The sequence below is a fragment of the Streptomyces sp. TOM-9 genome (assembly GCF_056858595.1).
Genome location: NZ_JBXEQB010000001.1, coordinates 9,534,611 through 9,560,104, shown reverse-complemented (window position 1 = coordinate 9,560,104; position 25,494 = coordinate 9,534,611). Strand labels below are relative to the sequence as shown.

General features: G+C 68.4%; 22 protein-coding genes and 3 pseudogenes. 11 read left to right on the top strand and 14 right to left on the bottom strand.

What is annotated here, in order from left to right:
* Nucleotides 1-327: 327 nt before the first annotated feature.
* The gene (locus AC1VWI_RS43630) at nucleotides 328-507 is read left to right on the top strand and encodes a hypothetical protein (protein ID WP_499516564.1); all 180 of its coding nucleotides are present in this window, start codon (nucleotides 328-330) and stop codon (nucleotides 505-507) included.
* Nucleotides 508-574: 67 nt separating this feature from the next.
* On the opposite strand, the gene AC1VWI_RS43625 is transcribed toward AC1VWI_RS43630, so the two are convergent.
* The 7 genes from AC1VWI_RS43625 to AC1VWI_RS43595 form a co-directional block, all read right to left on the bottom strand.
* A complete protein-coding gene (locus AC1VWI_RS43625; RefSeq protein ID WP_499516563.1) occupies nucleotides 575-805 on the bottom strand; it encodes a hypothetical protein in 231 nt (76 codons plus the stop codon).
* A 178-nt stretch (nucleotides 806-983) separates the two neighbouring features.
* Nucleotides 984-2,267 (bottom strand): COG4705 family protein, encoded by a 1,284-nt coding sequence (locus tag AC1VWI_RS43620; RefSeq protein ID WP_499516562.1) that lies wholly within the window; start codon nucleotides 2,265-2,267, stop codon nucleotides 984-986.
* Between the two features lie 38 nt (nucleotides 2,268-2,305).
* On the bottom strand, nucleotides 2,306-3,574 hold the full coding sequence (locus AC1VWI_RS43615) for a sensor histidine kinase (protein ID WP_499516561.1): 1,269 nt from the start codon (nucleotides 3,572-3,574) through the stop codon (nucleotides 2,306-2,308).
* Nucleotides 3,565-4,218, bottom strand: a complete 654-nt coding sequence (locus AC1VWI_RS43610; RefSeq protein WP_499516560.1) for a response regulator transcription factor — start codon at nucleotides 4,216-4,218, stop codon at nucleotides 3,565-3,567. The genes AC1VWI_RS43615 and AC1VWI_RS43610 overlap by 10 nt, the downstream gene beginning before the upstream one ends.
* Before the next feature lie 305 nt (nucleotides 4,219-4,523).
* Nucleotides 4,524-5,087 carry a GNAT family N-acetyltransferase gene (locus AC1VWI_RS43605; RefSeq protein WP_499516559.1) on the bottom strand — a complete coding sequence of 188 codons (564 nt, stop codon included), beginning with the start codon at nucleotides 5,085-5,087 and terminating at the stop codon, nucleotides 4,524-4,526.
* A 4-nt stretch (nucleotides 5,088-5,091) separates the two neighbouring features.
* Nucleotides 5,092-5,700, bottom strand: a complete 609-nt coding sequence (locus tag AC1VWI_RS43600; RefSeq protein WP_499516558.1) for a superoxide dismutase — start codon at nucleotides 5,698-5,700, stop codon at nucleotides 5,092-5,094.
* 222 nt (nucleotides 5,701-5,922) lie between these two features.
* On the bottom strand, nucleotides 5,923-6,348 hold the full coding sequence (locus AC1VWI_RS43595; RefSeq protein ID WP_499516557.1) for a Fur family transcriptional regulator: 426 nt from the start codon (nucleotides 6,346-6,348) through the stop codon (nucleotides 5,923-5,925).
* 184 nt (nucleotides 6,349-6,532) lie between these two features.
* Here AC1VWI_RS43595 and nicT point away from each other — a divergent pair, with 184 nt between their 5' ends.
* The gene (gene nicT, locus AC1VWI_RS43590) at nucleotides 6,533-7,606 is read left to right on the top strand and encodes a Nickel transporter NicT (protein WP_499516556.1); all 1,074 of its coding nucleotides are present in this window, start codon (nucleotides 6,533-6,535) and stop codon (nucleotides 7,604-7,606) included.
* A 646-nt stretch (nucleotides 7,607-8,252) separates the two neighbouring features.
* Here nicT and AC1VWI_RS43585 read toward each other — a convergent pair.
* Genes AC1VWI_RS43585 through AC1VWI_RS43570 form a run of 4 tightly spaced genes read right to left on the bottom strand, consistent with a single transcriptional unit; the run spans nucleotide 8,253 to nucleotide 14,078 of the window.
* The gene (locus AC1VWI_RS43585) at nucleotides 8,253-8,663 is read right to left on the bottom strand and encodes a hypothetical protein (RefSeq protein WP_499516555.1); all 411 of its coding nucleotides are present in this window, start codon (nucleotides 8,661-8,663) and stop codon (nucleotides 8,253-8,255) included.
* Nucleotides 8,660-10,801, bottom strand: a complete 2,142-nt coding sequence (locus tag AC1VWI_RS43580; RefSeq protein ID WP_499516554.1) for a site-specific integrase — start codon at nucleotides 10,799-10,801, stop codon at nucleotides 8,660-8,662. Before AC1VWI_RS43580 ends, AC1VWI_RS43585 begins: the two co-directional genes overlap by 4 nt.
* Nucleotides 10,798-12,531 carry a hypothetical protein gene (locus AC1VWI_RS43575; protein WP_499516553.1) on the bottom strand — a complete coding sequence of 578 codons (1,734 nt, stop codon included), beginning with the start codon at nucleotides 12,529-12,531 and terminating at the stop codon, nucleotides 10,798-10,800. Before AC1VWI_RS43575 ends, AC1VWI_RS43580 begins: the two co-directional genes overlap by 4 nt.
* Nucleotides 12,528-14,078, bottom strand: a complete 1,551-nt coding sequence (locus tag AC1VWI_RS43570) for a site-specific integrase (protein ID WP_499516552.1) — start codon at nucleotides 14,076-14,078, stop codon at nucleotides 12,528-12,530. Before AC1VWI_RS43570 ends, AC1VWI_RS43575 begins: the two co-directional genes overlap by 4 nt.
* A gap of 562 nt (nucleotides 14,079-14,640) precedes the next feature.
* On the opposite strand from AC1VWI_RS43570, the pseudogene AC1VWI_RS43565 reads away from it, so the two are divergent.
* A pseudogene (locus tag AC1VWI_RS43565) lies at nucleotides 14,641-14,757 on the top strand (Hsp20/alpha crystallin family protein); the annotation flags it as partial.
* Nucleotides 14,758-14,803: 46 nt separating this feature from the next.
* On the opposite strand, the gene AC1VWI_RS43560 reads toward AC1VWI_RS43565, so the two are convergent.
* A protein-coding gene (locus AC1VWI_RS43560) for an IS630 family transposase (protein WP_499516551.1) occupies nucleotides 14,804-15,888 on the bottom strand; the annotation gives its coding sequence in 2 pieces (ribosomal slippage) (nucleotides 14,804-15,427 and nucleotides 15,430-15,888; 1,083 coding nt in all).
* Between the two features lie 125 nt (nucleotides 15,889-16,013).
* Here AC1VWI_RS43560 and AC1VWI_RS43555 point away from each other — a divergent pair.
* From AC1VWI_RS43555 to ku, 8 genes and pseudogenes are all read left to right on the top strand, one after another.
* Nucleotides 16,014-16,403, top strand: coding sequence for a DUF2267 domain-containing protein (locus tag AC1VWI_RS43555; RefSeq protein WP_499517047.1), 390 nt, complete (start codon nucleotides 16,014-16,016; stop codon nucleotides 16,401-16,403).
* 109 nt (nucleotides 16,404-16,512) lie between these two features.
* Nucleotides 16,513-16,908 carry a DUF2267 domain-containing protein gene (locus AC1VWI_RS43550; protein WP_499516340.1) on the top strand — a complete coding sequence of 132 codons (396 nt, stop codon included), beginning with the start codon at nucleotides 16,513-16,515 and terminating at the stop codon, nucleotides 16,906-16,908.
* 1,086 nt (nucleotides 16,909-17,994) lie between these two features.
* Nucleotides 17,995-19,725 carry an aa3-type cytochrome oxidase subunit I gene (gene ctaD / locus AC1VWI_RS43545; protein ID WP_499516550.1) on the top strand — a complete coding sequence of 577 codons (1,731 nt, stop codon included), beginning with the start codon at nucleotides 17,995-17,997 and terminating at the stop codon, nucleotides 19,723-19,725.
* Nucleotides 19,722-20,099: a hypothetical protein gene (locus AC1VWI_RS43540; RefSeq protein ID WP_499516549.1), complete on the top strand. Its 378-nt coding sequence runs from the start codon at nucleotides 19,722-19,724 to the stop codon at nucleotides 20,097-20,099. Before ctaD ends, AC1VWI_RS43540 begins: the two co-directional genes overlap by 4 nt.
* Before the next feature lie 464 nt (nucleotides 20,100-20,563).
* Nucleotides 20,564-21,013: pseudogene (locus AC1VWI_RS43535) on the top strand (HAD family hydrolase); the annotation flags it as partial.
* Nucleotides 20,976-21,576: pseudogene (locus tag AC1VWI_RS43530) on the top strand (transposase family protein); the annotation flags it as partial. The pseudogenes AC1VWI_RS43535 and AC1VWI_RS43530, both read left to right, overlap by 38 nt.
* 362 nt (nucleotides 21,577-21,938) lie before the next feature.
* Nucleotides 21,939-22,544, top strand: a complete 606-nt coding sequence (locus AC1VWI_RS43525; protein WP_499516548.1) for a flavodoxin family protein — start codon at nucleotides 21,939-21,941, stop codon at nucleotides 22,542-22,544.
* A 193-nt stretch (nucleotides 22,545-22,737) separates the two neighbouring features.
* Nucleotides 22,738-23,496 (top strand): non-homologous end joining protein Ku, encoded by a 759-nt coding sequence (ku, locus tag AC1VWI_RS43520; protein WP_499516547.1) that lies wholly within the window; start codon nucleotides 22,738-22,740, stop codon nucleotides 23,494-23,496.
* A gap of 903 nt (nucleotides 23,497-24,399) precedes the next feature.
* Here ku and AC1VWI_RS43515 read toward each other — a convergent pair.
* Nucleotides 24,400-24,603: a hypothetical protein gene (locus tag AC1VWI_RS43515; protein WP_499516546.1), complete on the bottom strand. Its 204-nt coding sequence runs from the start codon at nucleotides 24,601-24,603 to the stop codon at nucleotides 24,400-24,402.
* A gap of 101 nt (nucleotides 24,604-24,704) precedes the next feature.
* Entirely contained in the window at nucleotides 24,705-25,145 is a 441-nt protein-coding gene (locus AC1VWI_RS43510; protein ID WP_499516545.1) for a CBS domain-containing protein, read from the bottom strand.
* Nucleotides 25,146-25,494: the final 349 nt, after the last annotated feature.

The following is a 25,494-nucleotide window of genomic DNA, read 5'->3' as shown; positions in this document are numbered from 1 at the left end:
GCTCGGCTGTCGCACGCTTCCAGGCGCTTTGGACAGGGCCGGCGCACGATGACAGAACGGCCGTTCCCCCGGCCATCGCCCGGTCGAAATGCTTGGTGGCCAGGACTCTCGGGTGCGGTCATGATCACGGGTCCGTCCCCGTAAGGGGTCTGCGGGTCGGGAAGCCCGTCACCCGTCCTCGCGACCCGGCATACTCGCCAAACGGTCAAATGACCGATTTTGCCATCGGTCCGCACACAACGCCCGCCTGCATGGCCGGGGCATGGTCCGCGTGACGGTGCGCGACCTTGACGACGCGCTCGCCTCGACGTCACCGACGAGGGCGAGGTGAGCGGTGACACGGCACGGCTGTTCGACCGGCGTCACACGGGCAGCGGGGCGGGGACGGGTATCGGCCTCGCCTTCGCCCGCGACCTGGCAGTCTCCCTCGGCGGCCGCCTCTCCCTGACCCGCGGCACCCCGGCCACTTTCACCCTGCTCCTGCCGGTTCACCGGGACAAACCATAAAAAGCGCCGAGGGCGAAGTCATCGCTTGCACGAGAAGTGCCTTGACCGCATAGGTTGACCGAGTTGGTCAGGCTGCTGCAGGGAGAGGGCGTCCGCCCCAGCGGATGCGCTTCCCGCTGCGGATGCGGACGCGTTCGCGTCGTTGGGCGACGAGGACGTCGAAGTGGCGGCCCTTGGTGGTGCGCCGACACAGGCAGACGTGCAGGACCCGGGTCTGAGTGGTCACCCGCGCCTGCTTCTGGTATCCGGCGCCACTGTGACCGACCAGCCCCGGCGACAGCGGGGCGGTCGAAGCCATTGACGCCAGCTTCGACCGCCCGACGGGAGCCTGAGATATCACCGGGCTGCCACAGGCCGCCCCGGCCGTTTGAGCTGTCCGCGGCTCGCCGGCGGGTGCAGAGGCGGCGCGGTTCTCTGAGCAGCCCGGCACACTGAGCCCATCGGCCGGGCGGGCCGGCCGGGCGCTGTGTGGTCTGTCAGCCCATGTCCGTCAGAAGGGCGTTCAGTTCCTTCTCCTGCTGCGCAGGCGACATCGGCGGGTTCGAGTGATCGATACCGAAGGTCCCCAGCACCTTGTCCATCTGAGCGTCGATGGAGGTCCAGCCGGTCTGGTCCAGCGGCTGCAACGACGCCTGGTCGGCATCCCACAGGTCACGCAGCGACTGGGCGGCCGCGTGCGCGCCCTTCGCGTTCCCCGAGCGTGCGTCCTTGAGCGAGGTGGAAGCGAGGGTCTTCAGCGCGGCGACCTTGGCGGGCGGGAACTTCTTCACCGCGACGCCGGGAGCCATCTGAACGGCGGAGGTGTTGTCGGCCTCCGGCGCCGGGCCGACGTGCGGCTGGCCGTGGGCCCAGAGCAGCAGGCCCGTGGTGGCGACGGCCAGCAGGCCGAAGCCGGCCAGCGCGACGCGCTCCTTGCGCGGGTCGCCGGTGGCGTGTGCGGCGTGGGCAGCGTGGGTGGCCTCGTAGGTCTCGGTCACGTCCGAGCGCGTCACCGTCAGGTAGACCACCGTCGCGAGGATCAGGCCGAGGAAGATCAGGCTGGTGGTGAACGTGCCCAGCGCGAGACCGGTCGGGTCACCCGGGTTCTGGGCGACCTTGGGGGAGGCCAGCCAGTCGCCGATGTTCGCGCCCAGCGGGCGGGTCAGGATGTAGGCGAGCCAGAAGGACAGCACCGGGTTCGCGCCGAACTTCCACAGCGCGGTGATCGCCGCGATGAGGCCGAGCGGCAGCAGCACCGAGGCACCCGGGCTCCAGCCGGTCAGCTCCAGGGTCCAGTCGCCGGTCGCGGTACCGAGTGCGAAGGTGACGAGAACAGCGAGCCAGTAGAACGACTCCCGCGGCAGCGTGGTGACGGAGTGGATCGAGAGGGTGCGCTCGCGCAGCCACCACACGCCGAAGACCACCGCGAGCAACACCGAGAAGACTGCGGAACTGATCCACAGCGGCACGTTCAGCTGGTCGGTCAGGATGTCCGTGTACAGGGTGCCCGTGACGCTGACAACGACGACGGTCAGCCAGTATGGGAACGGGACGTACCGCTTCAGCCGCAGCTGGACGGCCAGGACCAGCACGAACACCGCGGTGAAGATCCAGGCCGTGTCCACCAGGCCGACGCCCAGCTTCATGTTGATCCAGTCGGCGAAGCTCTCACCCACGGTGGTGCACAGGACCTTGATCACCCAGAACCAGATGGTGACCTCGGGGACCTTGTTGAGCATGAGGCGCCCGCTGCGCGTGCGTGCTTCCGTTGTCGTTGTCATGCAGGGAGGTTTACGCGGGGAACCTGCAAGCAACCTGACTACGTGATCGCACGCGCGGCGGGGAGTGTCACCTCGACGTGGCCGCGGCCGTCCGCGATCGCGCGGACCTCCACACCGGCCGAGGCGGCGATGCGCCGGACCACCGGCAGCCCCAGCCCGTACCCGTCGCCGCCGGTCACACCCGCCTCGAAGACCCGGTCGATCTCGGCGGGATCGAATCCGGGGCCGTCGTCCAGGACATCGACGACGATGGCCTCGCCCTGGTGGCGCGCGGTGATCCACACCCGGGACTTCGCGTGCCGCAGGCCGTTGTCCAGCAGGGGGGACAGCAGCGACACGGCGACGTCGGCCGCCACGGCCACCTCGACCTTCGCCGGGAAGGCGACGTCGACCGCCCGGTTGCCAATCGCCTGCCGCGCGGCGGAGCGCAGATCGCAGCGGGTCCCCTTGTCCGTCCGTGCGCGCGCGGCGCGCAGAATCGTCGTGATCGCCGTATCGAGGCGGTCGACCTCGCTCAGTACCGCCTCCGGCGGCACCGGCTCGTCGGACAGCTGCGCCAGCTGCGCCTCGGCCCGCAGGACCGTGAGCGGTGTCCGCAGCTCGTGGGCGATCTCGTCGGTGAGCCGGCGCTCGTCCGCCAGCGCGTTGTCGACGCGCTCCAGGAGGCGGTCCAGGGTCTGTCCCAGTTCGCCGAACTCGTCGCGGGGGACGCCGAGGTTGAAGCGGCGCCCGGGTTCGTGATGGCCCCAGTCGTCGGCGAGGGCGGCCATCTCGTGCACGACCCGCAGCGCGCGGTGCACCACGAGGTGTGCGACACCGGCGGCGAGGAGGATCGTGAGGCCGCCCAGTATCAGGGACAAGGTCAGGCTGCGCTGCTCAGATGTCTCGTAAGGGGTGAGGTCCACCCGGACGATCACCATGACGTGGTGGCCGTCGATCGGGACCTGCCGCGCGTACAGGAGGTACTTGCCGACGGTGGCGGTCTGCGATCGCCCCGAGTCCGCCATCTCCTCGACGTGATCGACCACGTTCGGCGGCACGTTCCCGTCGATCAGGCGGCCGTCGGCATACACCCAGGCGACCTCGTCCAGCGCCTCGCTGCTGTTCTCCGTGAGCACGACACGGCCGCCCTTGACGCTGACGTTGGCCGCGAGGGCGTCGGCGCGGGCATGGGCCAGATCCTGCGCGTCGGCGTCCGTCACCCCGCTCAGCAGCACGTGCGAGACCACGACCAGCACCGCGACCACGGCGGTGGCGATCAGCACGGTCAGCGCGACGACCCTGCTGCGGAATCCCGTCACTGCCATCGGTAGCCCACGCCGCGGACGGTCGCCAGACGCTCGGCCACACCCAGCGCAGTGAGCTTGGTCCGCAGCCGGCGCACATAGGAGTCGAGGGTGTTGTCGCTCACCTGCGCTCCGTGCGGCCAGCCGGCGGCGATGAGGGCGTGGCGGCGTACCGCGTCGCCCTGCGAGGCGATCAGGCGGCCCAGCAGCCGGAACTCGGTCGGGGTCAGACTCATGCTCTCCGAATCGTAGGTCACCACGTGCTTTGCCGGATCGAGGACGACCTCGTGCGGTGCGGCCGTCACGCTGGCCCGGCGCAGCAGCGCCCGGACGCGGACCAGCAGTTCCGGGATGTCGAAGGGTTTGGTCATGTAGTCGTCGGCGCCGGCCTCGAAGCCGCCCACCTTGTGATGCAGGCCGTCCAAGGCGGTGAGCATCAACACCGGCACGTCGACGCCGCGAGCCCGCAGGGCCAGGCAGACGTCGCGGCCGTCGGCGTCCGGGAGCCCGAGATCCAGGACGACCAGCTGGGGCGCCGGTGTGAGCTGCCGCAGCAGGCTGTCGGCGGTGGCGGCGACGGATACAGTGTGGCCGTCGTGCTCCAGGGCGCGCTTGAGGACGCTGCGGACCGCCGCGTCGTCTTCGCACACCATGATGAAAGCCACGTGCTGACCCTAGATACTCGCGTCCCAGTTCTCCATCTGCCCTGATCAGCCGCCTGACGGTAGGGAGCGGGCCGCTGGTGCCGCACGCCCCTGCCCTGCCCTGTGTGCCGTTGACGAGCGGCGAACGAGGAGACAAGTAGCCCGTGACTGGCCTCGGATCCTCCCCAACGTAGTACGAAGCGTGTTTCCGTCGGGCTGGGAAGTGGCAGCGACCCAGACCTGCCATCTTGAAGACCTGGGCGCCTGCGCCTCGCCACTCGTTTCGTCTGGTGGTGCGGTTGATATGGCTGCTGCCGCGGTCCGGTCTATGCGGGGCGGTGCATTAGGACGCGGGTTGTGCCGTTGGGCAGCGTCAGAAGTTTGGTGGTCTGCCAGCCGCGTGCGCGATACAGAGCGAGGGCGGGTGCGGCGTGGGGGTGGGTGATCAGCCAGCGGGGTCCGGGTGGGGCGGTGGCGGTGAGTGTGTCGTGGAGGGCGGCGCCGATGCCGTGGCCGCAGGCGGTGGGGGCGACGGCGAGTTCGCGCACCTCGAAGGGAAGGGTGGTGCTCGGTGGTGGCCGGTCGGCCAGGGCGGCGAGGTGGCAGGCGGGGCGGCCGTAGGCGAAGCCGACCGGGCGGCCAGCGGGGTCGTCGGCCATGACCAGGGTGAAACCGAGATGTTGGGCGTCGTGGGTGAGGCGGTCCAGCAGGCGGGTGATCTCGGCCGGTGTCGCGTGCCAGGGGCGGGGCGTGTAGGCGGCGTGTGCGAGCTGGGCGAGGGTTTCGAGGTGGTGCCCGAGGCAGGTCGGCGCGACCTGGCGGAGGCGTATGGCGCCGGGCGGGCCGGGAATCTGGCTTGCTTCCCGGCCCGCCGGTGGCGGCGTGGTCAATGCGTCAGGCGCCGACGGCCGCGGTGTAGCGGGCGGCGACGTCTTCCCAGTTGACCAGGTCCCACAGCTTGGTGACGTAGTCGGGGCGGACGTTCTTGTACTGCAGGTAGTAGGCGTGCTCCCAGGCGTCGAAGACCAGCAGCGGGGTGGTGCCCTGGCCGACGTTGCCGTGGTGGTCGTAGACCTGCTCGACAACCAGGCGGCGTCCGAGCGGCTCCCAGGCCAGCACGCCCCAGCCGGAGCCCTGGACGGAGGAGGTGGCGACGGTGAGCTGCTTCTTGAACTGCTCGAAACCGCCGAGGTGTTCGTCGATGGCGTCGGCCAGCGCCCCGTCGGGGCGGTCGCCGCCGTCCGGGGAGAGGTTCTGCCAGAAGATCGAGTGCAGGACGTGGCCGGAGAGGTTGAAGGCGTAGGTCTTCTCCAGGCCGACCAGGCTCGTGGGGGTGATCTGGTCCTTGTCGCGGGCCTCGGCGATCTGCTCGAGGGTGTCGTTGGCGCCCTTGACATAGGCGGCGTGGTGCTTGGCGTGGTGCAGCTCGAGGATCTGCCCGGTGATGGCCGGCTCGAGCGCGGCGTAGTCGTAGGGCAGGTCAGGAAGCGTGTAGGTGCCCATCAGGCACGTCCCCTTTCCACGTGGGTGATCGTCGGGGACAGCCTACGCACTTATTGCGAAGAGCTTGCAACAACTAAAGGAATGCATGAGCATGAGTCGTGACGGGGTCGGCCCGTCAACTTTCGGCAGCGTGGCAACCTCAGTGCCGCTTCCTTCCCGAAAGGTGATCGTCTTCTCACCCGGCACCCGCCGGACCCCGGCCGGCCCCGCACATCGCTTCGGTCATGCCTGGCAGGCGGGGCACAGCCCGTTCAGGACCACACTCTGCAGACGGAAGGCGGTCGCCTGCATCGCGGAGTCCAGCGCGTTCGCCACCGGGAGGGCTGGAATCTCGTCGATGGCGCCGCAACTGGTGCACACCGCGTGGTGGTGGGGTTCACCTACCAGCCCGTAGCTGGCCTGCCCCGCGGCCGGCAACTGGTGCACCAGGCCCAGCTCGGTCAGCCGCTCCAGGGTCCGGTACACCGTGGACACATCCAGGCTCCCGCCGGCTGCGCTGATCGACCGGTGGATGTCCGTCGCGCTGAGGTGGCCGCTGCCGGCAGCAAGGGTGCACATCACGGCCAGCCGGGCGGACGTGCACCGCACGCCCCTGGCCCGCAGTTCCTGACGGCAACGGACGCGCACGGCATCGGCGTGCGGATTCACGAGGGGCGCCTCCTTGGGCGGCGGGCTCCGGATGACACCAGGGTCTTACTGCGCACAGCTTGCAGCTGCGATTATGGCGCGTCTAGGTTGTCTGGCGCCCTCAAGCGAAGGAAGAACGCCCATGACCGCCGCATCCGCGACCACCGACCCATCCCGAACCCGCTGGCAGCGTATATCGGGCTCGATGAGCCGCGCCGAGTGGGGCCGCGCCGCCGGCATGGCCGCCTTCATCATCGCCCTGCACGTCATCGGCTGGTTCACGCTGGTCGCGATCGTCGCCCCGGAGCACTACAGCCTGGGCACCAAGACCTTCGGCATCGGCATCGGGGTGACCGCCTACACCCTGGGGATGCGGCACGCCTTCGACGCCGACCACATCGCCGCGATCGACAACACCACCCGCAAGCTGATGCACGAGGGCCAGCGCCCGCTGTCGGTCGGCTTCTGGTTCTCCCTGGGCCATTCCACCATCGTCTTCGGCCTGGCGTTCCTGCTGTCCCTGGGCATCAAGACCCTCGCCGGGCCGGTGGAGAACGACAACTCCCAGCTGCACAACGTCACCGGCCTGATCGGCACGACCGTCTCCGGCACGTTCCTCTACATCATCGCGATCATCAACATCGTCATCCTGGCCGGCATCTGGAAGGTCTTCTGCCAGATGCGCTCCGGCCACTTCGACGAGGCCGCCCTGGAGGAACAGCTCAACAACCGCGGCTTCATGAACCGCCTCCTCGGCCGCGTCATGAAGTCGATCACCAAGCCATGGCAGATGTACCCGCTCGGCGTGCTCTTCGGCCTCGGCTTCGACACCGCCACCGAGATCGCGCTGCTCGTCCTTGCCGGGTCCGGCGCCGCCTCCGGACTGCCCTGGTACGCGATCCTGTGCCTGCCCGTCCTGTTCGCCGCCGGCATGTCCCTGCTGGACACCATCGACGGCTCGTTCATGAACTTCGCCTACGGCTGGGCCTTCTCCAAGCCGGTCCGCAAGGTCTACTACAACCTCACCATCACCGGCCTGTCCGTCGCCGTCGCCCTCATCATCGGCACCGTCGAACTCCTCGGCCTGCTCGCCGAGAAGCTCGACCTGCACGGCCCGTTCTGGGACTGGATCTCCAGCCTGGACCTGAACATCATCGGCTTCGTCATCGTCGGGCTCTTCTTCGCCACCTGGATCATCGCCCTGGCGGTATGGAAGTTCGGCCGCATCGAGGAGAAGTGGACCGCGGGACTGCGCCCGGCCGAGCAGCAGGCCGACTGACAGCAACATCGTCAGCCGTTCTCGACGCAGCCGCTGATCTCCAACAGGACTGGGCCCCCGGCGGCTGGAACCGGTGGCCCACTCCTGCGCCCGTGACACCTGCGTCTGCACCGCCGCCTGTGATGATCAGGCAGTCGGCGCCGTTGGGTTGCCCTCGGCGAGGATGAGTCCGTGGCCTCCCCCGTGCCACCGATGGCTTTCCCGTACGTCAGGGTTCAGGCGGTGTCGTCGGCCGTGTCGGCTTCGTTCGCTGCGGCGGACGATCGGTCAGTGCTCGGCGGTGCAGATCTCGCGAATCTCGCGGATCGTGTAGAGCACGAAGTCCGCTGCGGGATCGGCCCGCCAAGGCCGACGTCGGACTTGAGGGCCAGGCCCGCGAGGACAGCGGCGGCCAGCCGCTGAATCCGCAAGCCGTCCAACACGGGGATGAACAGGGGGCTGTCGCCCCGCTGCCCCGGAGGGCGGCACAGGTACTGCTCAGGAGGCCCGGATTCTGGCATCCTCGCCCCCGCTCAGTCGAGCCGGGCCAAGGACTACATCCGCGACTTCAACCCGCCCTCGCCCCCTGGCGGCGCGAGCCGGCCGTCCGCGAGTTCATCCACCGGCCCCGCAGGGAATTCGGCATTGCCGCGTGACGGCCTGCTCGCTATTGATCGCCGGACGGGCGGAGCGGGATGACGTTGCCGGGGACAGGCTGGTCTTGGCCATCGGGTTGCCGGAGGATGAGAACGGCTGCCGCGAGGGCCATCTGCTCCGCTCGATGCCGGGACTCGGCCTCGGCGGCCCGGGAGTCCTTGAGAGCTCCCTTCAGGCGGGCTACCTCCTTACGAAGCCGCCTTTCGACCTCCGGCGTCTGGTGCGTTTCCGTACGCACCCGCGCGTAGAACTCCTCCTTGAGGTCGGCGTGGCGCTTTTGCAGCGCCATGCGGTGGACCCCGGCCTCGGCGGCGAGCGCGACCACCGTGAGGCTGCCGTTGGAGCAGGTGGGCTGGCCGGCCAGGAGGCGGTCCATGGCCGAGCGGATGCGGGAACGCTCGTCCTCGTCCTGCTGGTTCATGCGATGGCCTCCTCGGCGGACTGGGCGCCGGAGTCGTGGGCGTCTGCGAGAGCGCGGAACCGGGCGGCGGTCAGGCGAAGCCGGTCGCCCAAGGGCTGGGGCATCAGGGCTGCCCTCGCATCGAGACGATCAGCGTGCTCTCGCGCCGCCTGCGCGTGACTGTCGGTGCGGACCGCGTTGCCGCAGCCGAGCTGGCAGGCGAACTGGTTGGGTGCCGTCGCCCCGGGCTCCGGGTCGCACAGGGCGGTGTCGCGCTTGAAGGCGCAGATGAGGAACGCGTCCGGGTTGTCGAAGAGTACGAGGCCATCGCGCGCGAGGAACTTGGCGGCTGCCTTCGGGGTCGTCAGGGCGCCTTCGAAGCCGGGGATCGAGGTTGCTCCGATGAGAGCCCGCCGAGCGGCGGGACCGGAGATCTTCTCCCCGGCCGCCGCGGCATCGCGCAGCCGCGCTGCGGTCTGCGCGGCGGCGAGCGCGGTCTCCACGTCGAGCTCCCCGTGGAACCCCCGGCGACCGCGGTTGCCGTAGCCGGTGGAGGTGCGGGCATCCAGGGCGGTGCGCATGTGTCCGTACTGGATGGCGAGGGCGACCAGACCGCCGGGGCGGCGGGCGATATGCCAAGCCAAAGTTCTGCGCAGACGGCTCAGCCCAAGGTTGCCGTGCGGGTCCTCCGGCACCATCTGGGCGGGCAGGCCCTGGGCGGTGGCCTCCTGGTTGATCCACGACACGAGATTCTCGACGCGGCGGCCCAGGCTGGCGCGCTTCAGCGCACCGTGGTGCTTGCGCTGGGAGACAACATCGTGGTGGGTGGAGCTGAACAGGAGCTCGCCCTTGGGGACGATGCGTTCCAGGACCCGGATGGCGTTGACGACCGGGGTGATCGCGACCCAGGGGACAGCCCGCTCCTCACCAGCGGAGACGTGGTGGCCGTCGGAGTCGCGGACGTTCTTGTAGTGGTGGGCTCGGATCAGATGCCGCGGCATGGAGCCGTCCTCGTTGGGTTCCGGATCGGGGCAGCAGCCGGACCGCAGCGATTGAGCCTCCTGGGGGCGCATCCCGGTCAAATACAGGATCACGATGGCGGCGGCCGTGGCCAGGTGACGCACCAGGATCGGCGTCTCCTCATAGTCCATGAACTCGCGCCAGGGCCGCCCCTCAATCCGGCCCGTCACCGGCACCTGCATCGGGCTGGGGCCGGGCCGCCGGGCGGCGAGCGCACGGAGCCCGCACCGAGTAACGAATGCGTGGACCTGGTTCCAGCTGGCTCCCGTGACCGCCGCGACGTAGTGATGGGCCAGGGTGATGCCGTGCTTTCGGCTCACGGTGGCGGGCAGGAGAGCCCCGGAATCGACCAGCGGCTGCAGATAGTTCTTGAGGGCCGCCAGACCTCCTCGGGTGGTCGGAGTGGCCTTCACACGGGCGTGCATGCGGCGGCGCTCGGCCCAGGCGGCCAGGATGTCGTCGGAAAAGACCTCGACCAGGCGGATCGACCACGTCAGCAAGGGACCGATCACCGTCGGGTCCAGTGGCTCCGTTTTGTTCTCCCCGCCCGCCTCCCCCTTCGCGGCCGGCAGGTAGTCGTCGATGCCCTCGCTCTCCCAGGGCGGCTGCGTAATACCGCAGGGGCTGACGGACAGCTGGTCGAAGGCCCACAGGTCCGAGAGCCAGCGCAGAACCGTCAGTGCATGATCGCGCGTGCAGCCGCTGGTGCGCGCGGCGGCGTACGCCTTCCAGTGCTCCACGGTGCAGTCGCTGAGCTGGGACACGCCGTGCCGGTCGAGCCAGCGCGCGAACTTCATCCACTGCAGGATGTTGTCGCGCATGCTGATCACGCCGTCGCGTCCCCGGTTCTGAAAGCCCCGTTCCTGTACGTAGGTGGGACGCAGCTCGCCGTTGATCAGGACCCAGATGAGGCGCCTGAACTCGCTCCGCAGGGTGGCGGGGCACCTCTTCATATTGATCTTGTGGATGCTGTCCCCGGGGTTGTCGGTCAGCGGTCCCATCGACCAGATGTCGTCGCTGTAGCGGGAGTTGGGGTGGGTGTTGCCGGCGCTGATCCACCGGTCCAGAACCACCAGGCTCTCCGGCCCCGGGAGCGGAAGGATAAAGGGATCGGCCTCGAGGGTCAGAGCTGTCGTCACGGGGCGAGGTCTCCCTTGAGCAGGTGGTCGACGATCATTTGGTCGCGGTCGGTGATCCGAGCCAGAGCGGCGTCCCAGGTGCTCTCGTTGACCTTTATCCGCAGGTCATCGAGTCGCTGGAGATGTTCGTCCCATCGCTTGCGCCAGAGTTTCTCGGGCCAGCTGGAGCGGAGCGAAGTCAACTGGCGGCGTAGGAGCGCGAGGCGCGGGTGGTGGCCGGTGTGGACCCGGGAGTTCTCGCAGGACAGGCAGAGCAGGAAGTCGGCGCCGCAGCCGCCGCTCGGGGCAGGCCAGGGACTGGTCTCCTCGTCCGTGCAGTCCGCGGTCGCGGTCTCCTGGTGGGTCGCGTCGGCCGCGTCCGAGAGACGCCCATTGAAGGTGTAGTCGCGGGCCTGTTCGAGGGCTTCCTCGGCGCCGGCCGCAATCACGTCCACGGCGGCTTGCTGGACGTTCTCGTCGGGCAGGACGTAGACGCTCTCGTGGGTGCCACGTTTGTGCTGCAGCGGCTTGTCCGTCGTGGTGACGGTGGTCCTGCGGGCGCGTTGAAAGGGCGAGCCGATCTTGTGAGAGCTCGCCCATACTCGTGCATCGGCCTTGGACACCCCGAAGCAAAGCGGGCCGACGTTCCGGGGCCGGTCCAGATTGGAGTCCACATCAGTACGACGCCGGTTGCGGGCGACCATCAGCAGGTCGTGTCCCGGTGACAGCGCGGCGGCCAAAGTTCGCCCGGGCCCCGTGGCTTCCAGGGCCTGGGTGATGAGCCGGCCCGGCGAGTCCGCACCGGAGTCGGTGTAGTTCTCCGTGTCGAACCAGCGCCCCTCGCCCGAACGGCGCTTCTCCACCAGGACCTCGTAGGTGACCGTGGCGGTCTCTCCCGCGGACGGGGTCGTGACGGGCACGTGCAGACGGTCGAAGACCGACAGATTCCAGCCGTAGCGGTCCGTCATCATCACGGCCAGAGCCGTCAGTTCCGCCCGGCTCAGGAACAGCCGACCCGTCGTCTTCCCGCGGTTCTTTCCGCGCAGCAGCCCTTCGGCTCGGGTGTAGACCTTCCCGTCTTTGTTCGGGTAACCGGGCAGTTCGCCGGTGGCGGCGATGCACTCAAGGACCGTCCCGACCCTCCAGTCACGGCTGTCCGGGTCCAGTGCGCCCGCCCGGTAGCGGGCCAGCAGCGCGGTGTTCTCCCGGATCCGAAGCAGCGCGGCCCGGAACTGCCGTTCGGCGGCCAAGAGCACCTGGTCGCGCTCCGACGGCCGGTAGGACTGCTTGGACGGCTTGCCCTTCTTCGGAACGGGGCGGGCCAGTTCCTCCGCAGCCAGGCCCTGCGACAGCCGCGGTTCGCGCTTCAGCAGCGTACGTATCTTGCCCAGGGCCTCGCGCCCGCCGGGCGTGTCCTTGTGGTTGTTGCGCCAGAGCCGGAGCGTGGCGGAGGTGAGGTCGCCCAGGTCCTCGGCCGGCTGGCCCTGGTCCTTGAGGAACCGGGCGAAGACCTCGATGGATCGCCAATATGACTCACCGCTCGCGTGGCTGTTCCACCCCATGGACTGCGCGGCGAACGCTCGCGCAAGGGAGCAGCGCATCGGCTGCGGCACGGCGATCGCGGCGAAATCGAAGATGCGCTCGAAGCCTTCCTTGTTCACCACGGTGGCCTGCAGTCCGTCGGCGGCTATCCGCTCGGTTGCCTGGAAGTCCGGCGGCGGCAGGACGGCTTTGCGTCCCCGCCCGCTCACGATGCCGCCGCGATGGGCAGGGCGTCGACCAGCAGCTCGATGTCCTGGATCCCGGAGGTTTCCCGGGCCAGCTGAGCGAACAGGCCGTTTAGATCCTTCGTCCGGTCCGTCTCACCGTGCTCGTCCTCGGTGTCGAAGGCGAGGATCGACTCCAGCTGCATGTGCATGACCGGGTTGAGGTAGTGCTCCTTGGTCGTTTCGACGTCCCGGTGCCCCAACAGGGTCTTCACCAGCCACCACGGGTCGCCGTAGAGCTGAGCGAAGTCGCGTCGGTCCTTCACGGTCAGCCCGTACTTCTTGTCCATGAGCTCGTTCAGCACGATCAGCATGTAGAGCGCCATGGACTGGCGCGCGGCATGCGGGCTCGCGTACGGGGCCTTCCCCCGTACCGCAGCCGACCTCAGCGGGCGCGGGATCTCTCGCTCCTCCGGCGTCAACAGAGCTTCCTCGCACCGCTGATTGGCCTGCCAGAACACCGTGTTCCATCGGTCCGGCAACATCGGCATGCCCTGCTCGGTCAACCACAGCCACGCTGGCTCCGGACCGTGCGCCCCCTCGACGAACAGCCACTGCCGCTCGCGCCAGTCCATCAGGCTCGCCTCTCGCCGGCCTGCCACCCCGGCCCGGTCCACCCAGTGGACGACCAGAGCCCGGCCGTGCGTCACGTGCGTGACCAGCCGCATCAGCGACAGCTTCTCGTAACGGCCCTCCTGCTGGGCACGCTGGATAGCCCACGTCCGCTCGGACTCGCTGTAGGCACCGAGCTGGCGCACCGACTCGACCGAGGTGTAGTACGTGCGGTCACGCTTCGACCGCGACAGCGCGCTGGCCACCTGGCCATGGCAGTAACGTCCAGACCGAAGGCGCCGGGTCGGCACCTCGAACGTCAGCATCGCCCCGGCTTCCTGCCGCCGCAGGCCCGAGCTAAGCGCCAGCCCAACGAACGAGGTGTTCCGCAGTTCGGTTCGGCCGTCCCAACCGGGCAACGGTGCCCCGTCGCGGCCAAGTCCTCGCAGCCCCAGGTCCTGCCACAGACCCCAGGTCCGCGGCGTCAGCCACGACACCCGAGAGCTACGCGCACTTGCCTCACGGTCCGCGCGACGCCCCACGTCCAACGGGAGAGGACTCACCTTCGCCCATTTGTAGAGCTGGGTCAGCGCAGCTGCCTCCCGGTTCCACTTCGCACCGCCGACTCGCTGCGGATTCAACGGCGAATCGACGCGGAATTCCTTGTAAGCCCGCAAATCCACGTCGGTCGCCGCCCGCCAGTGAACTCCCCGCCGCCAAAGCCACGACAGCAGCAGCCGGATATCCGTCGCGTAATTCCGACGCGATTCTCTCTCCAGATCGCGGAAATCGGGCCAGAGAGCAAACTGCAGCAACTCCGCGTCCACGACGAAATCAGGCCGTACAAAGACCGGATCGCCCGGCCGAAGCCCCACCGCGTCCAAGGCGGTTGGCAGGTCGCGGACCCCCAGCACCCCCTCCTCCGGCAGCGGCCCCCACCGCTCCGGATCCGGCACGAACACCAGCCACCACTCGTCCATCTGCCACCCCTGCGAGCCCCTTGAACTTACTCAATCATCAGGGAAGCAGGTGGGCGGACACTTGGGCGGCCCCGCCGCGGACGGGGGGCGACCTGCGACGGGGCCGCATATCCGAGCCCGTCCGGCCAGCCGCGTGGACCACTCGCATGGCCGGGCGGGCACATGAGTGGCCCTGCCCTGGGGGGCAGCTTCTCGCAAGCGGTGGACAGGGCCGCACTCCCAGCATGCTCCTGTGCTCGGAGCATTGCGAGGCCCCCGCCGCGCAGCCCACAGGGGGTAGGGGTCTCTCCCGGGTGGTCAGCACACGGGGCGGGTGGGAGTGCCTCGGGCGGGACCGCCGTCCCCGGATGCGCGCCGCTCTTGGATGACGCACGCTGAAGCGGTGAGCCGGATGGTCGTCCAGGCCGCCTCCGACGAGCGGTCGCACCAAGAAGGGCCTCCGTCGCTTCGCCGCGTCAGGGGCCCTTCTCTTGTTCGGGACGTCGGGGGGCGACCTCAAGCGCGGGCTGCAGCTTTCAACCCGTATGCCGCCAGCGGGGCGGTGCACACGAGTGACAGCGCCATCCAGGCCGAGTACGACGCCGGCGTCCTGACCCTGCGCATCCCGATCGCGGAGCGGGCCAAGCCCCGCAAGATCGCCATCACGTCCACCGGCGACCGCAAGCAGATCAGCGGCTGAGCCCTGAGCCGGGCACCACCCGGCACATGCAGGCGGCGGAGGACGGCTACTGAGGTTGTAGGCGTGGTGTCGTCGGCGTGAGTCCGGTTTCGGTGAGGCATCCATCGATGAGGTCGCTGCGGTACTGGATCTTTCGGATGCCTCGGCGGAGTGCGCGGATGAGGTGCTCGGGGTCGGCGAAAGCGGTGTTGGCCTGGCAGCTGCGTCGCAGCAGTGACCAGATTCCCTCGACCGGGTTCAGGTCGGGTGCGTAGGGCGGCAGGTAGTGGGCGGTGAGCCAGTCCTGGCTGTCGATAAAGGCGCGCATCCGGGCGTCCTTGTGCACGTTGAGGTTGTCCCAGATGAGGACGATCGGGCCGCCGAGCTGCCGGTGTGCTGTGATCAGCAGGTCGCGGTAGTCGGTCCAGGTGAAGCTGCGCCGGCCGCCGCGTTTGTGGTCCTCGTGCCGCTTGGGCCGGTAGATCAGGCGGGAGCGTTCTCCAGGCTTGTAGCAGGCCAGCGCGGCGACGGAGAAGCGGCGCTGGGAGCGTCCGCGGACGCGGATGACGGGCGTGTGCCCTCGCCTGGACCAGGTGCGGCGGGTCGGCGGCGTCATCGAGAATCCGGCCTCGTCTTCGAAGACGAGCCAGGCCCCGAGCGCCGCCGCGGTGCTTCCACCTGCGGCCACGTCTCCTTGATCCACCCGGTCACCCGGTCCTCGTCACGTTCCAGCGCCCGCCGGGCCGGCACCTGATGGCTCCATCCATGGCGCCGCAACATCAAGGCGATGCCCGACAGGGTGAGGCTCTTGTGGAACCGGCGCCCGATCAGCGTCTTGATCCGCGACAGCGTCCACGTCTGGTCCGGCCAGCCATGCGCGACCGGCCCCTTGGCCAGTTCCTCCTCGAGCACCGCGAACAGCCTGTCACTCAGCTTCGGCAGCGACACCGGCCCGGACGACCGCAGCCCATCGCTACCGGTGTCCTGCCAGGCCCGGCGCCAGCGCTGCACCGAGCGCACACTGACCCGTAAGTCCTTGGCGACCTCCGCGTTGGAGGCGCCCGCGGCAAACCGCTCGGCGGCCTCCATCCGGATCCGCTCGCGAAACGCCTGCCGTTCAGGCGTCAGCCCACCACCCTGCGGATACCTCATGCAACCGGCATACCGCGACGATCAAGCTCCGTCAGCCCCCACGACATCACCACTCAAAAGTCAGTAACCGTTTCCCTCCCTCCTCGGTTCCGTCCTCCGCGCAACCCAAGGGGATTACCGTGCCCATGCGACCGGATGCGTTCCTCGCACGCGTGCAGGAACGCGGCGAATACTCCACACCACAGGAGGCGGACCAGGCCGCACGCGTCGTGCTAGCCCTGCTGGGCGCACACGTGGTCGGCGAGGAGCGCGCAGAACTCGCCGCTCGACTCCCGGAGACCTACGCACTCATCCTGCTCAATCCGCTGCAGGCCGCCGAGCCGCTGGACGCCGAGCGGTTTGTGCGGGCCACCGCCGCCTGGATCGAAGGCGCCACCGAACAGACCGCACGCTGGGACGTCGGCGCCGTCCTCAGCGTGGCCGCCGAGGAGGCCGGACCAGACCTCCTGCGCCGGCTCTTGCTTCAGCTGCCCCCGGGCTACGACCTGCTGTTCGGCCACCTCGAGCCGGCCTGACCCTCACGACCGTGGGGCGGGACACGCTGCCCCCGCCCCACACCACAACAAGAAGATGAAAGGCACACCGATGTCCCCGCAGCCCCCAGCGGACCTCCGTACAACGGCGATGACGTTCGACGCGATGGTCGAGCACGTACGCTACGAGGGTGCCTACCCAACCCGCGAACGGGCCGAGCAGGCCGTCCGTGATGTGCTGGCCGGACTCGGTCGGCAGCTGATCGGCGAAGAACGCGTCGCCCTGGCCGCCCGGCTTCCTGTCGAAGCCGCGCTCGAGCTCACCGCCCAACTCCCCCGCACCGAACCGCTCACCGGCTTCGACTTCGTCTGCGACCTGGCCACCCGCACCGGCGGCACGCCCGCCACCGCACGTTGGGACGCCGGGACCGTTTTCGCGATTCTCAGTCGCCTGGCCGGGGACGACCTCATCAACCGCGTTCTCGCACAACTGGCAACCGGGTACGCCCTGCTATTCGGTCGGGCCGAATTGGCGCCGACCGCATAGCGGTGGCCGCGGTCGGCTCTCGCCCAGCAGTTCACCCCTTCGGCACACAACCCACTCGGACTGAGCTCGTTGCCCACTGGTGAAAGACCGCCAGGAACCGCTTGCGGACAAGCGGCATCGCAAAGCAACAGACAGTACCTACGCCGAGTCGAGCATTCCGCGCTGAAGGCCTACGAAACAGCTTGCGGGAGCGAGCCGAGCAAGAACCCGCCCTGCGTCTCAGTACGTCGGTACTGCTTCCAGCACAGATGGATACCTCAGGGCGCGGCGAGCCAGTACCGCCCTGGGAGGTAGGAGGCGCGCACCCGGTCTAACACCAAGGGAGGACGCGCCGCCGCGAGCCCGAGCATGCCCGGCGATCATCCCGAGGGACACCCCCGGGAAGGGTTGGCCCCACCCTGCTCTTCGAAGGGCGGCCCCGCCGGCGAAAGCCTGGAAGAAGCGGCGGAGCCGCACTTCCAGGATGCACCCAGCCCGGGCCGACGGCACATCCGATGCTTCGAAGTGGAGCGGCAGATTCCTTCGAAACCCGCACATCCGGCGGTGCCCGGAGACAGCAATGGGCGAGCGCCGCGAGGGTTTCCCTCCGCGCAACCAGGCGCCCCAGGGCGTCTCGGCGGGCCCGACACGTGCGCAGTATCGGCGGGCGTGCAGCCAGAGAACGATGGCGTCCGGCGAGACCAATGAGGCCGCAATACTGAAGGGATCAGCCGCCCCGCGTCTCCGCCCAGCTAGCTGTGAGGTGGCCACCCAAGTGGGCCTGCCTGCATTGCGAGTAGCCACGGCCGGGCTCAGCTGCACGTAATCACCACCAGTGAAACCGGCTCGATCTTTGACCGACGCTTGGATGCGGCGGCGCACCCGGCTGAGCCGGCTGCGCCGCCAGCCGGCCACCACCGGACAAGGCCGCCCACATGGAATATCAGAAACCAGACCGGCGGATGAGTGACCGCCACACCCACTTACGGCCCATTTCGGGACGCCCAGAGGCCAGGGCCGCTATCAAAGTGAATTGCACAGCCGCAGACTTTCGCGCGAACTCGTATAAGGCTTCGAGCGAGCGCCGACAGCGAGGGTGGAGAATCCATGTCGTTGCAGGTGGCATCGATCGAGGAGCAGGCGGCGCTGGTGCGGCGCCGCCCCGGGTCGGTGATCGTCGACTGGCTCACCACGACGGACCACAAGAAGATCGGGTCGCTCTATCTGGCCAGCGGATTTGGGTTCTTCCTCATCGCCGGGGTGATGGCGTTGCTGATGCGGGCGGAGCTGGCCCGGCCAGGTATCCAGATCATGTCGAACGAGCAGTACAACCAGGCGTTCACCATGCACGGCACGATAATGCTGCTGATGTTCGCCACGCCGCTGTTCGCCGGGTTCGCCAACGCCATCATGCCGCTGCAGATCGGCTCCCCCGATGTGGCCTTCCCCCGACTGAACATGTTGTCGTACTGGCTGTTCCTGTTCGGGTCGTTGATCGCCGTGTCCGGCTTCTTCACCACTCAGGGTGCCGCGGACTTCGGCTGGACGGCCTACACCCCGCTGTCCGGCGGCGAACACACCCCGTATGCGGGGGGCAACATGTGGGTGCTGGGTCTGGCGATGTCCGGCTTCGGCACCATCCTCGGCGCGGTCAACTTCATCACCACGATCATCTGCATGCGCTGCCCTGGCATGACGATGTTCCGGATGCCGATCTTCACCTGGAACATCCTGCTGACCTCAGTGCTGGTGTTGTTCGCGTTCCCAGTACTGGCCGCCGCCCTGCTCGTTCTCTACGCGGACCGCAAGTTCGGCGCGCACGTCTACGACCCGGAAAACGGTGGGCCGCTGCTGTGGCAGCACCTGTTCTGGTTCTTCGGTCACCCGGAGGTGTACATCATCGCGCTGCCGTTCTTCGGCATCGTCACCGAGGTCATCCCGGTCTTCTCCCGCAAGCCCGTCTTCGGCTACGTGAGCCTGATCGCCGCAACCATCTCCATCGCCGGCCTGTCGGCGACCGTCTGGGCGCACCACATGTTCGCCACCGGCGCCGTCCTGCTGCCGTTCTTCGCGTTCATGACCTACTTGATCGCCGTGCCGACCGGAGTGAAGTTCTTCAACTGGATCGGCACCATGTGGAAGGGCAGCCTCAGCTTCGAAACCCCCATGCTGTGGGCGATCGGCTTCTTGGTCACTTTCCTCTTCGGCGGCCTGACCGGCGTCATCCTCGCCTCCCCGCCGCTGGACTTCCACGTCACCGACTCCTACTTCGTGGTCGCTCATTTTCACTACGTGGTCTTCGGCACCGTGGTCTTCGCCATGTTCGCCGGCTTCCACTTCTGGTGGCCCAAGTTCACGGGGAAAATGCTCGACGAACGCCTCGGGAAGATTCACTTCTGGACACTGTTCATCGGCTTCCACACGACCTTCCTCGTCCAGCACTGGCTCGGCGCAGAAGGCATGCCCCGCCGCTACGCCGACTACCTGGCCGCCGACGGCTTCACCACCCTGAACACCATCTCCTCCATCGGCGCCTTCCTGCTGGGCCTGTCGACCCTGCCGTTCCTGTACAACGTGTGGAAGTCCGCCCGCTACGGCCGCCCGGTCGAGGTAGACGACCCGTGGGGCTTCGGCAGGTCCCTGGAATGGGCCACCTCGTGCCCGCCACCACGCCATAACTTCCTCACTCTGCCGAAGATCCGCTCCGAATCCCCCGCCTTCGACCTGCATCACCCCGACGTCGCCGCTCTCGACCAGGAACAGAACGCCGGCCGCCGCGACGTCATCGAACCCGGCATGGGAGTGGCCAGGCCGCTCGGCGACAGCGATCAGACATGAAGTGGCGCGGCCTCTCTAGTGCGGGCAGCGGTCCGGCGGTCGTTGTGGGCATCGCCCAATGTGAGAATTTTCTGTCGTGGCACGCCGCGATCAGCGACGCCAAAGCCGCGGCCGAGACCTTCGCCGACCGCATGCCCTGGCTGACTACCGCGCAACGTAGAGAAGTGCTCCGGTTGTACGTCGCTGACCGCCTCGACCAGACCTGTGCGGCGGTGAAGCTCATCTCGGAGCGCGACCGCGAGCTAAGCAGCGATTACAACCGACGCTACAGTGCGTTGCGGAGGCGGCTCCTACGGAGGGTTGTGGCGGTCGCCTTGGTCGCTGCGGCAGTCTGCGTCCCGGTACCGCTCCTGCTGATCTTCGCCGGCCACTGACCGCTCTCACCGAACCCCGTGGTACTGATCTCGACGCCAACCCCGGGCGCCTGCGCCGCTACGCCCTCGCGCTCGCTCACGATTAACGAGCCCCGCATGCCCCCGGGGCATCAGCGACATCGGCGCGACGGGTGACTCCGTAGCCGGTGAGACGCGCTAGGTGCAGCCTGCGACGGCGAGAGCGCCGGGGCTCCCGCCTCGACGATCCCCGGCGCTTCATGGCCGGCTGATGACGGGGAGGCCGCTGAGTGCTTCGTCAACCGCATGGCCCTGACTGACGACCGCCCAGCGCCACGAGGTAATCCGGCTGGCTGTTGCAGCAGAGTGCTGACGCGCATCTCCATATGCAACTCGGCGGAGAGGGGTTGCGGCCGCAGGCAGACGGCGTGCGTCTATCCGCAGCGGTGACGGGTACCCGCCCTGGCGTGGACCACTCCAGTAGCCGAACGGAAGGAACGGTCATCATGGGGGACGGGGCAGAGCGCGCCGCGCTCTTCGACATGGACGGCACCCTCGTCGACACCAACTATCTCCACGCGGTCTCGTGGTGGGAGGCGTTCCGGCAGGCCGGACACACGGTGTCGATGGCGGACATCCACCGCTGCATCGGCATGGGATCCGACCATCTCCTGGAACGACTGTTGGGCAAGGAGCGCGACCGCAGCGAGGATGACCCGATCAGCGGCGCCCACAAGGCCCTGTACGGCGCCTACGGCCCCGCGCTCGCCCCTCTGGACGGTGCCGCGGACCTGCTGCGCGCGGTGGCGGCCCGGGGCTTCCGTGTCGTCCTGGCCACCTCGGCCGACGGCAAGGAGCTCGCTGTGATGCGGGCCGCCCTCGACGCCGACGACGTCATCGCGGACGCCACCAGCAAAGACGACGTCTCCGCGAGCAAACCGGCTCTCGACCATGTTGCGGAGCAAAGGTGCTGACGCGGTACGCCGGGGGCGGCCGTGGAGCCTGCCCTTGGAGGACCGGGCACTTCTGGTAACGGCCTACTGGCGGACGAATCTGACCATGCGCCAGCTGGCCCCGCTGTTCGGGGTCTCCAAATCCGCCGCGGACCGGATCATCGACCACCTCGGGCCGATGCTCGCCCTCCAGCCCCGCAAGCGGTTCGCGAAGGACGCTGTGCTGATCGTGGACGGCACCCTGGTTCCCACCCGTGATCAACTCCATTGCCGAGCAGTCGAAAAACTACCGGTACTCCACCAATCACCAGGTCGTCATCGACGCCGACACCCGTCTCATCGTGATGGTCGGCAGACCCCTGCCCGGCAACCGCAACGACTGCAAGGCTTGGGAGGAGTCCGGCGCGAAGGACGCTGTCGGCGCGACCATGACGATCGCCGACGGCGGCTATCCGGGCACCGGGCTCGTGACGCCCCACCGCCGCCGCACCGGCGAGGCACTGCCCGACTGGAAGCAAGCGCACAACAAGTCCCACAAACAGGTCCGTGCCCACGTCGAGCATGTCCCCTCCTCGAACACATCCATCCGGCTGAGGAACGCCTTCGATAACTGCCGGGCGTCACCCGGCGCGACTTTCGTCGCGTCTTCCAGCGCACGACTGCGTGCGTGGTCCGCCGTGACTCGCGGAGCTGTTCGGTCCGTCCGGTTTAACGTCGTCATGTGCCCCGCCCTCCCTGGTGTCCTGCCCCACAGACGCCCTTCGGCTACGCCGGGGCGGCTGCCCCAAGCCGACACTCAGCGGCGATGCCGCCGCGGTTCGGGGGCCGGTTCCATGGTGGCCCGTCGACCCGTTGCCGGCTCTGACCGGGAGGGTGACTCCGGCGCTTTTCCGGGACGCAGCATTTAACCGGAGGTAGGTAGAGCCGCATGAAAGCACTCGTGATCAACTGCACTCTCAAACGGTCGCCGCAGCCGTCCAATACCTACGCCCTGGCGAAGGTGGTGGCGGACCAGCTCGCTGCCTACGGCGTCAACATCGACTGCGTTCGCGCCGTGGACCTCGATATCAAGCCGGGCGTGACCAGCGACGAAGGCGCCGGAGACGCGTGGCCCGAGATCCACGAGAAGCTGCTGTCCTCGGAGATCCTCATCGTGGCCTCCCCCACATGGCTGGGCAGGCCCTCGTCGATCGCCCAGCGCGTGCTGGAGCGCATGGACGCCATGCTGTCCGAGACGGACGACCGTGGCCGCCCGGTCGCCTACAACCGGGTGGCCGGCGTGGTGGTGACCGGAAACGAGGACGGCGCACACCACGTCATCAGCGAGATCTCCGGGGCGCTGGCCGACCTGGGGTACACCATCCCGGGCCAGGCCTGGACGTACTGGCACCTCGGCCCCGGAGCCGGCCCCGACTACCTCGACGACGAACGCGGTCACGACTGGTCCCACGCGACGGGTCGCGCCATGGCCGCGAACCTGTACGGCGTGGCCCGGGCCCTGGCAGCCACGCCCCTCGACGCGCCGCCTGGGTGATCGCGGGCGTCACGGGTGCATGAGGACCTTGATGGGGCCGGTGACCCAGGTCCTCTAGTTGAGCGAGCAGATGCCGCGAGATCTCCGACCTGGGGTGATTTGATGCAGGGTTCGCAGTACAGCCAGCACTTGGGGTCACCAGGGCGGAGTAGCAGCCCGCGCGACGAACCGCCCCGGCTTGCATGGTGTCCGTATGAGGGCACTGTGGTCGGGCTATGTCTCGTTCGGCCTGGTCACGATCCCCGTCCAGCTTTTCGCCGCGACCGAGGAGCACGGCACCGGGTTCCACCAGGTCCACGCGAGCGACGGAGCCCGCATCAGGCACCGGAGAGTCTGTGAGCGCGAAGACGTGGAGGTCCCGCCGTCGGAAATCGCGCGCGGCTGGCAGCGCCCCGACGGCCGCACCATCGTGCTCCTCGATGAGGACCTGGCCGCGCTCCCCCTTCCCACGAAGCGCACCGTCGACGTCCTCGGCTTCGTTGATGAGCGCGACGTCGACCCGGTGCTCTACGCCAAGCCCTACTGGGTCGGGGCCGCCGGCGAACAGGGGCAGCGGCCATACGCGCTCCTTGTGGAGGCGCTGGCCCGGCACGGCACGGTTGCCGTCGCCAAGGTCACCTTGCGCACCCGGGAGCGCCTGGCGGTCCTGAGGCCGCGGCACGGCATGCTCGTGCTGCACACGCTGCTGTGGCCGGAGGAGATCCGTGAGCCGGACGACCTGTCCTCGAATGCCCCGGTGACGGACCGGGAGCTGGAGCTTGCCGAGCTATTGATGGACCAGCTTGCCGGGGTGGAAATCGCCGAGCTGCACGACGAATACGCGGCGGCGCTGGAGCAGCTGGTGGCCGCGAAGATGACCGGCGCGGGCCTGGAGGAGCCCGAGGAGCCGGTGACGGCGGTGGATCTGATGGCGGCGCTGGAGGCGAGCATCCGGGCGGCGAACAAGCACTAGCGGATGCCTGCGCAACACTATGAGCTCGGGGCCGACGGCTCCTGGCACTGTGACCGCCGGCTTGCCGTTCACCATGCCGTATGTTCGCCGGCGGGCGCTTTCGTCGCCTGCGTTGGCGATCAGGGCCTCCCAGGATCGTGGGCGCGAGCGCATGATGGATATGCGGCCTCGCCTCCGTCCTTCCCTGACCTGTGGCGGGGTCGCTCGTCACTCGGATGCGTCTTCCCGCTTGAAGATCACGCGACTGGGCGCGATGCTGTCCGGTGCGTCCGAGAGCTCGACCTGCGCCGCAAGCTTTCGGGCCTGAGGAGGCCCCCGCCGGACCCACCGGCAAGGGCTCTTCGCGCGAGGGCGACGGAGCACGATGCCCTGATCGGCCGCGTACCTCCGCGTAACGCACATTCCGCGCCGCTGGAAGCAGCGTCCGCCATGCAGCTTTTCCACTTCACCAAACCAGGGTCATGGCCGCTGATCTTGGCGGACGCGGAGATCCGGCCGACCTGGCCATTAGGTACGGCTGAGCTGCCGGAATGCCGCGGACCGTCCACCTAACCGCCATCCGGATCCGGCTGCGCTCCCCGATTCCCTCCGCGACTGCACAGTACGGATCACGGTGGTGGTGTCCGAGCCAGCGGCACACCGGTGGCACGCCTGGGCCGGGAGTATGCTGCCGAGTGCTGCCGTCGGCGTGCTGACGGCAACCGTATTCGGCGGCGGTCGGCCCGACGAATGGTTCGTGTCGGAGCGGGCGATCCCCGCAATCGAGTGGGTGTCGGTCATCGACCTGGCGGTGCGGCTTCCCCACTGGCCAGAGGCGGTGTAGCCGCCAGAGCGGGGGTAGCCGCCCTTTAGGGTCCCCTGCTCGGCCCCAAGTGATCCCATCAACCGGGTCAGGCAGGGGACTCACCATATTGTCGGGCCTGCGCTGTGCCAGTCGAACAGCTCGTCGTCCAGATAGTTCGAGTCGGGATCGAGGCCCGCTCGCCGCAGGAACTCCATCAGGTCCCGAAGGTCGTAGGCGATGCCGAGGTCCTGGCAGTCCAGGCACACGCGCCGACCGCCACCCTCAGAAGGCGGCGGGTACACGACCACCCGATGCCGCTCCATACGCTCAGGATGCCTCCGCCAGAGGAGACGGTGCATCTTGCATGTGCATCCATGTCCTCCCCGACGCGTGCACCGGGCAGGCGCTGCAGCCCGCCACCGGATCAGGCGTTGACGTACACCCGGGTCACGAATTCCGCGATCTGGGTGTCCGTCAGGTTGCGCGCAAGGTCGGCTTCGCTGATCATGCCGACCAGTTGGTGGCCCTGCTCCGTGTCGATGACTGGCAGGCGTTTGATCTGATGCTGTTCCATCATCTGCAATGCCTCGTCGGCGCCGGCGCTCGCGTCGATCCATTGCAGGTCACCGGCAAGGGTGCCTGCCTGGACCGTTGCGGGGTCGATGCCTTCTGCGTCGCACTGGATGACGATGTCGCGGTCGGTGATCAGGCCCGTGAGTTTGTTGTCGTCCCCGCAGATGGGAAGGCATCCGACGTTCAGGTCGCGCATCATCCTTGCCGCTTCCTGGAGCGACTGATGCGCGCCGACACACTGGACTCCGCCGGACATGATGTCCCTGGCCGTGAGCTGGTCGTTGCCCGTCATGCTTTTCTCCTTCGCCCGCGCAGGCGGCCTGTGTTCCAGGGCTGCACGTGCTGCGATTCTGGCTGTCGGGTGCGGTTGACAGCAGACGCTCGTGAGGCTGGTCAGAGCCATCTCGTCGATCGTTTTCGTGCTCCCTGCCGTGGTTCCAAGCCCCTGCTGCAACCTGCCGTTCAAACGGGAGGCGCGCTGTACGAAGGCACCCCTCTCTCCAGGATCGGCTTCGCCCCTACGGCGCGCATCTGCAGGGAGATCGCCAGGGATGGGACCGTCAGCGGCACCAGATGCATCAACCTGCTGGGCGACAGCTGATCGATGGCACGGGCCCGGGCCCGTACCGGCATCCCCTTGC

Excerpts from the sequence above, each read along its gene's own strand:
- AC1VWI_RS43555 (WP_499517047.1), top strand. The coding sequence starts at position 16,014 with ATGCGACCGGATGCGTTCCTCGCACGCGTGCAGGAACGCGGCGAATAC.
- AC1VWI_RS43515 (WP_499516546.1), bottom strand. The coding sequence starts at position 24,603 with ATGGAGCGGCATCGGGTGGTCGTGTACCCGCCGCCTTCTGAGGGTGGC.
- ctaD (WP_499516550.1), top strand. The coding sequence starts at position 17,995 with ATGTCGTTGCAGGTGGCATCGATCGAGGAGCAGGCGGCGCTGGTGCGG.
- AC1VWI_RS43550 (WP_499516340.1), top strand. The coding sequence starts at position 16,513 with ATGACGTTCGACGCGATGGTCGAGCACGTACGCTACGAGGGTGCCTAC.
- AC1VWI_RS43540 (WP_499516549.1), top strand. The coding sequence starts at position 19,722 with ATGAAGTGGCGCGGCCTCTCTAGTGCGGGCAGCGGTCCGGCGGTCGTT.
- AC1VWI_RS43525 (WP_499516548.1), top strand. The coding sequence starts at position 21,939 with ATGAAAGCACTCGTGATCAACTGCACTCTCAAACGGTCGCCGCAGCCG.
- AC1VWI_RS43585 (WP_499516555.1), bottom strand. The coding sequence starts at position 8,663 with ATGAACCAGCAGGACGAGGACGAGCGTTCCCGCATCCGCTCGGCCATG.
- AC1VWI_RS43625 (WP_499516563.1), bottom strand. The coding sequence starts at position 805 with ATGGCTTCGACCGCCCCGCTGTCGCCGGGGCTGGTCGGTCACAGTGGC.
- AC1VWI_RS43620 (WP_499516562.1), bottom strand. The coding sequence starts at position 2,267 with ATGACAACGACAACGGAAGCACGCACGCGCAGCGGGCGCCTCATGCTC.
- AC1VWI_RS43570 (WP_499516552.1), bottom strand. The coding sequence starts at position 14,078 with ATGGACGAGTGGTGGCTGGTGTTCGTGCCGGATCCGGAGCGGTGGGGG.
- AC1VWI_RS43600 (WP_499516558.1), bottom strand. The coding sequence starts at position 5,700 with ATGGGCACCTACACGCTTCCTGACCTGCCCTACGACTACGCCGCGCTC.
- ku (WP_499516547.1), top strand. The coding sequence starts at position 22,738 with ATGAGGGCACTGTGGTCGGGCTATGTCTCGTTCGGCCTGGTCACGATC.
- AC1VWI_RS43510 (WP_499516545.1), bottom strand. The coding sequence starts at position 25,145 with ATGACGGGCAACGACCAGCTCACGGCCAGGGACATCATGTCCGGCGGA.
- AC1VWI_RS43615 (WP_499516561.1), bottom strand. The coding sequence starts at position 3,574 with ATGGCAGTGACGGGATTCCGCAGCAGGGTCGTCGCGCTGACCGTGCTG.
- nicT (WP_499516556.1), top strand. The coding sequence starts at position 6,533 with ATGAGCCGCGCCGAGTGGGGCCGCGCCGCCGGCATGGCCGCCTTCATC.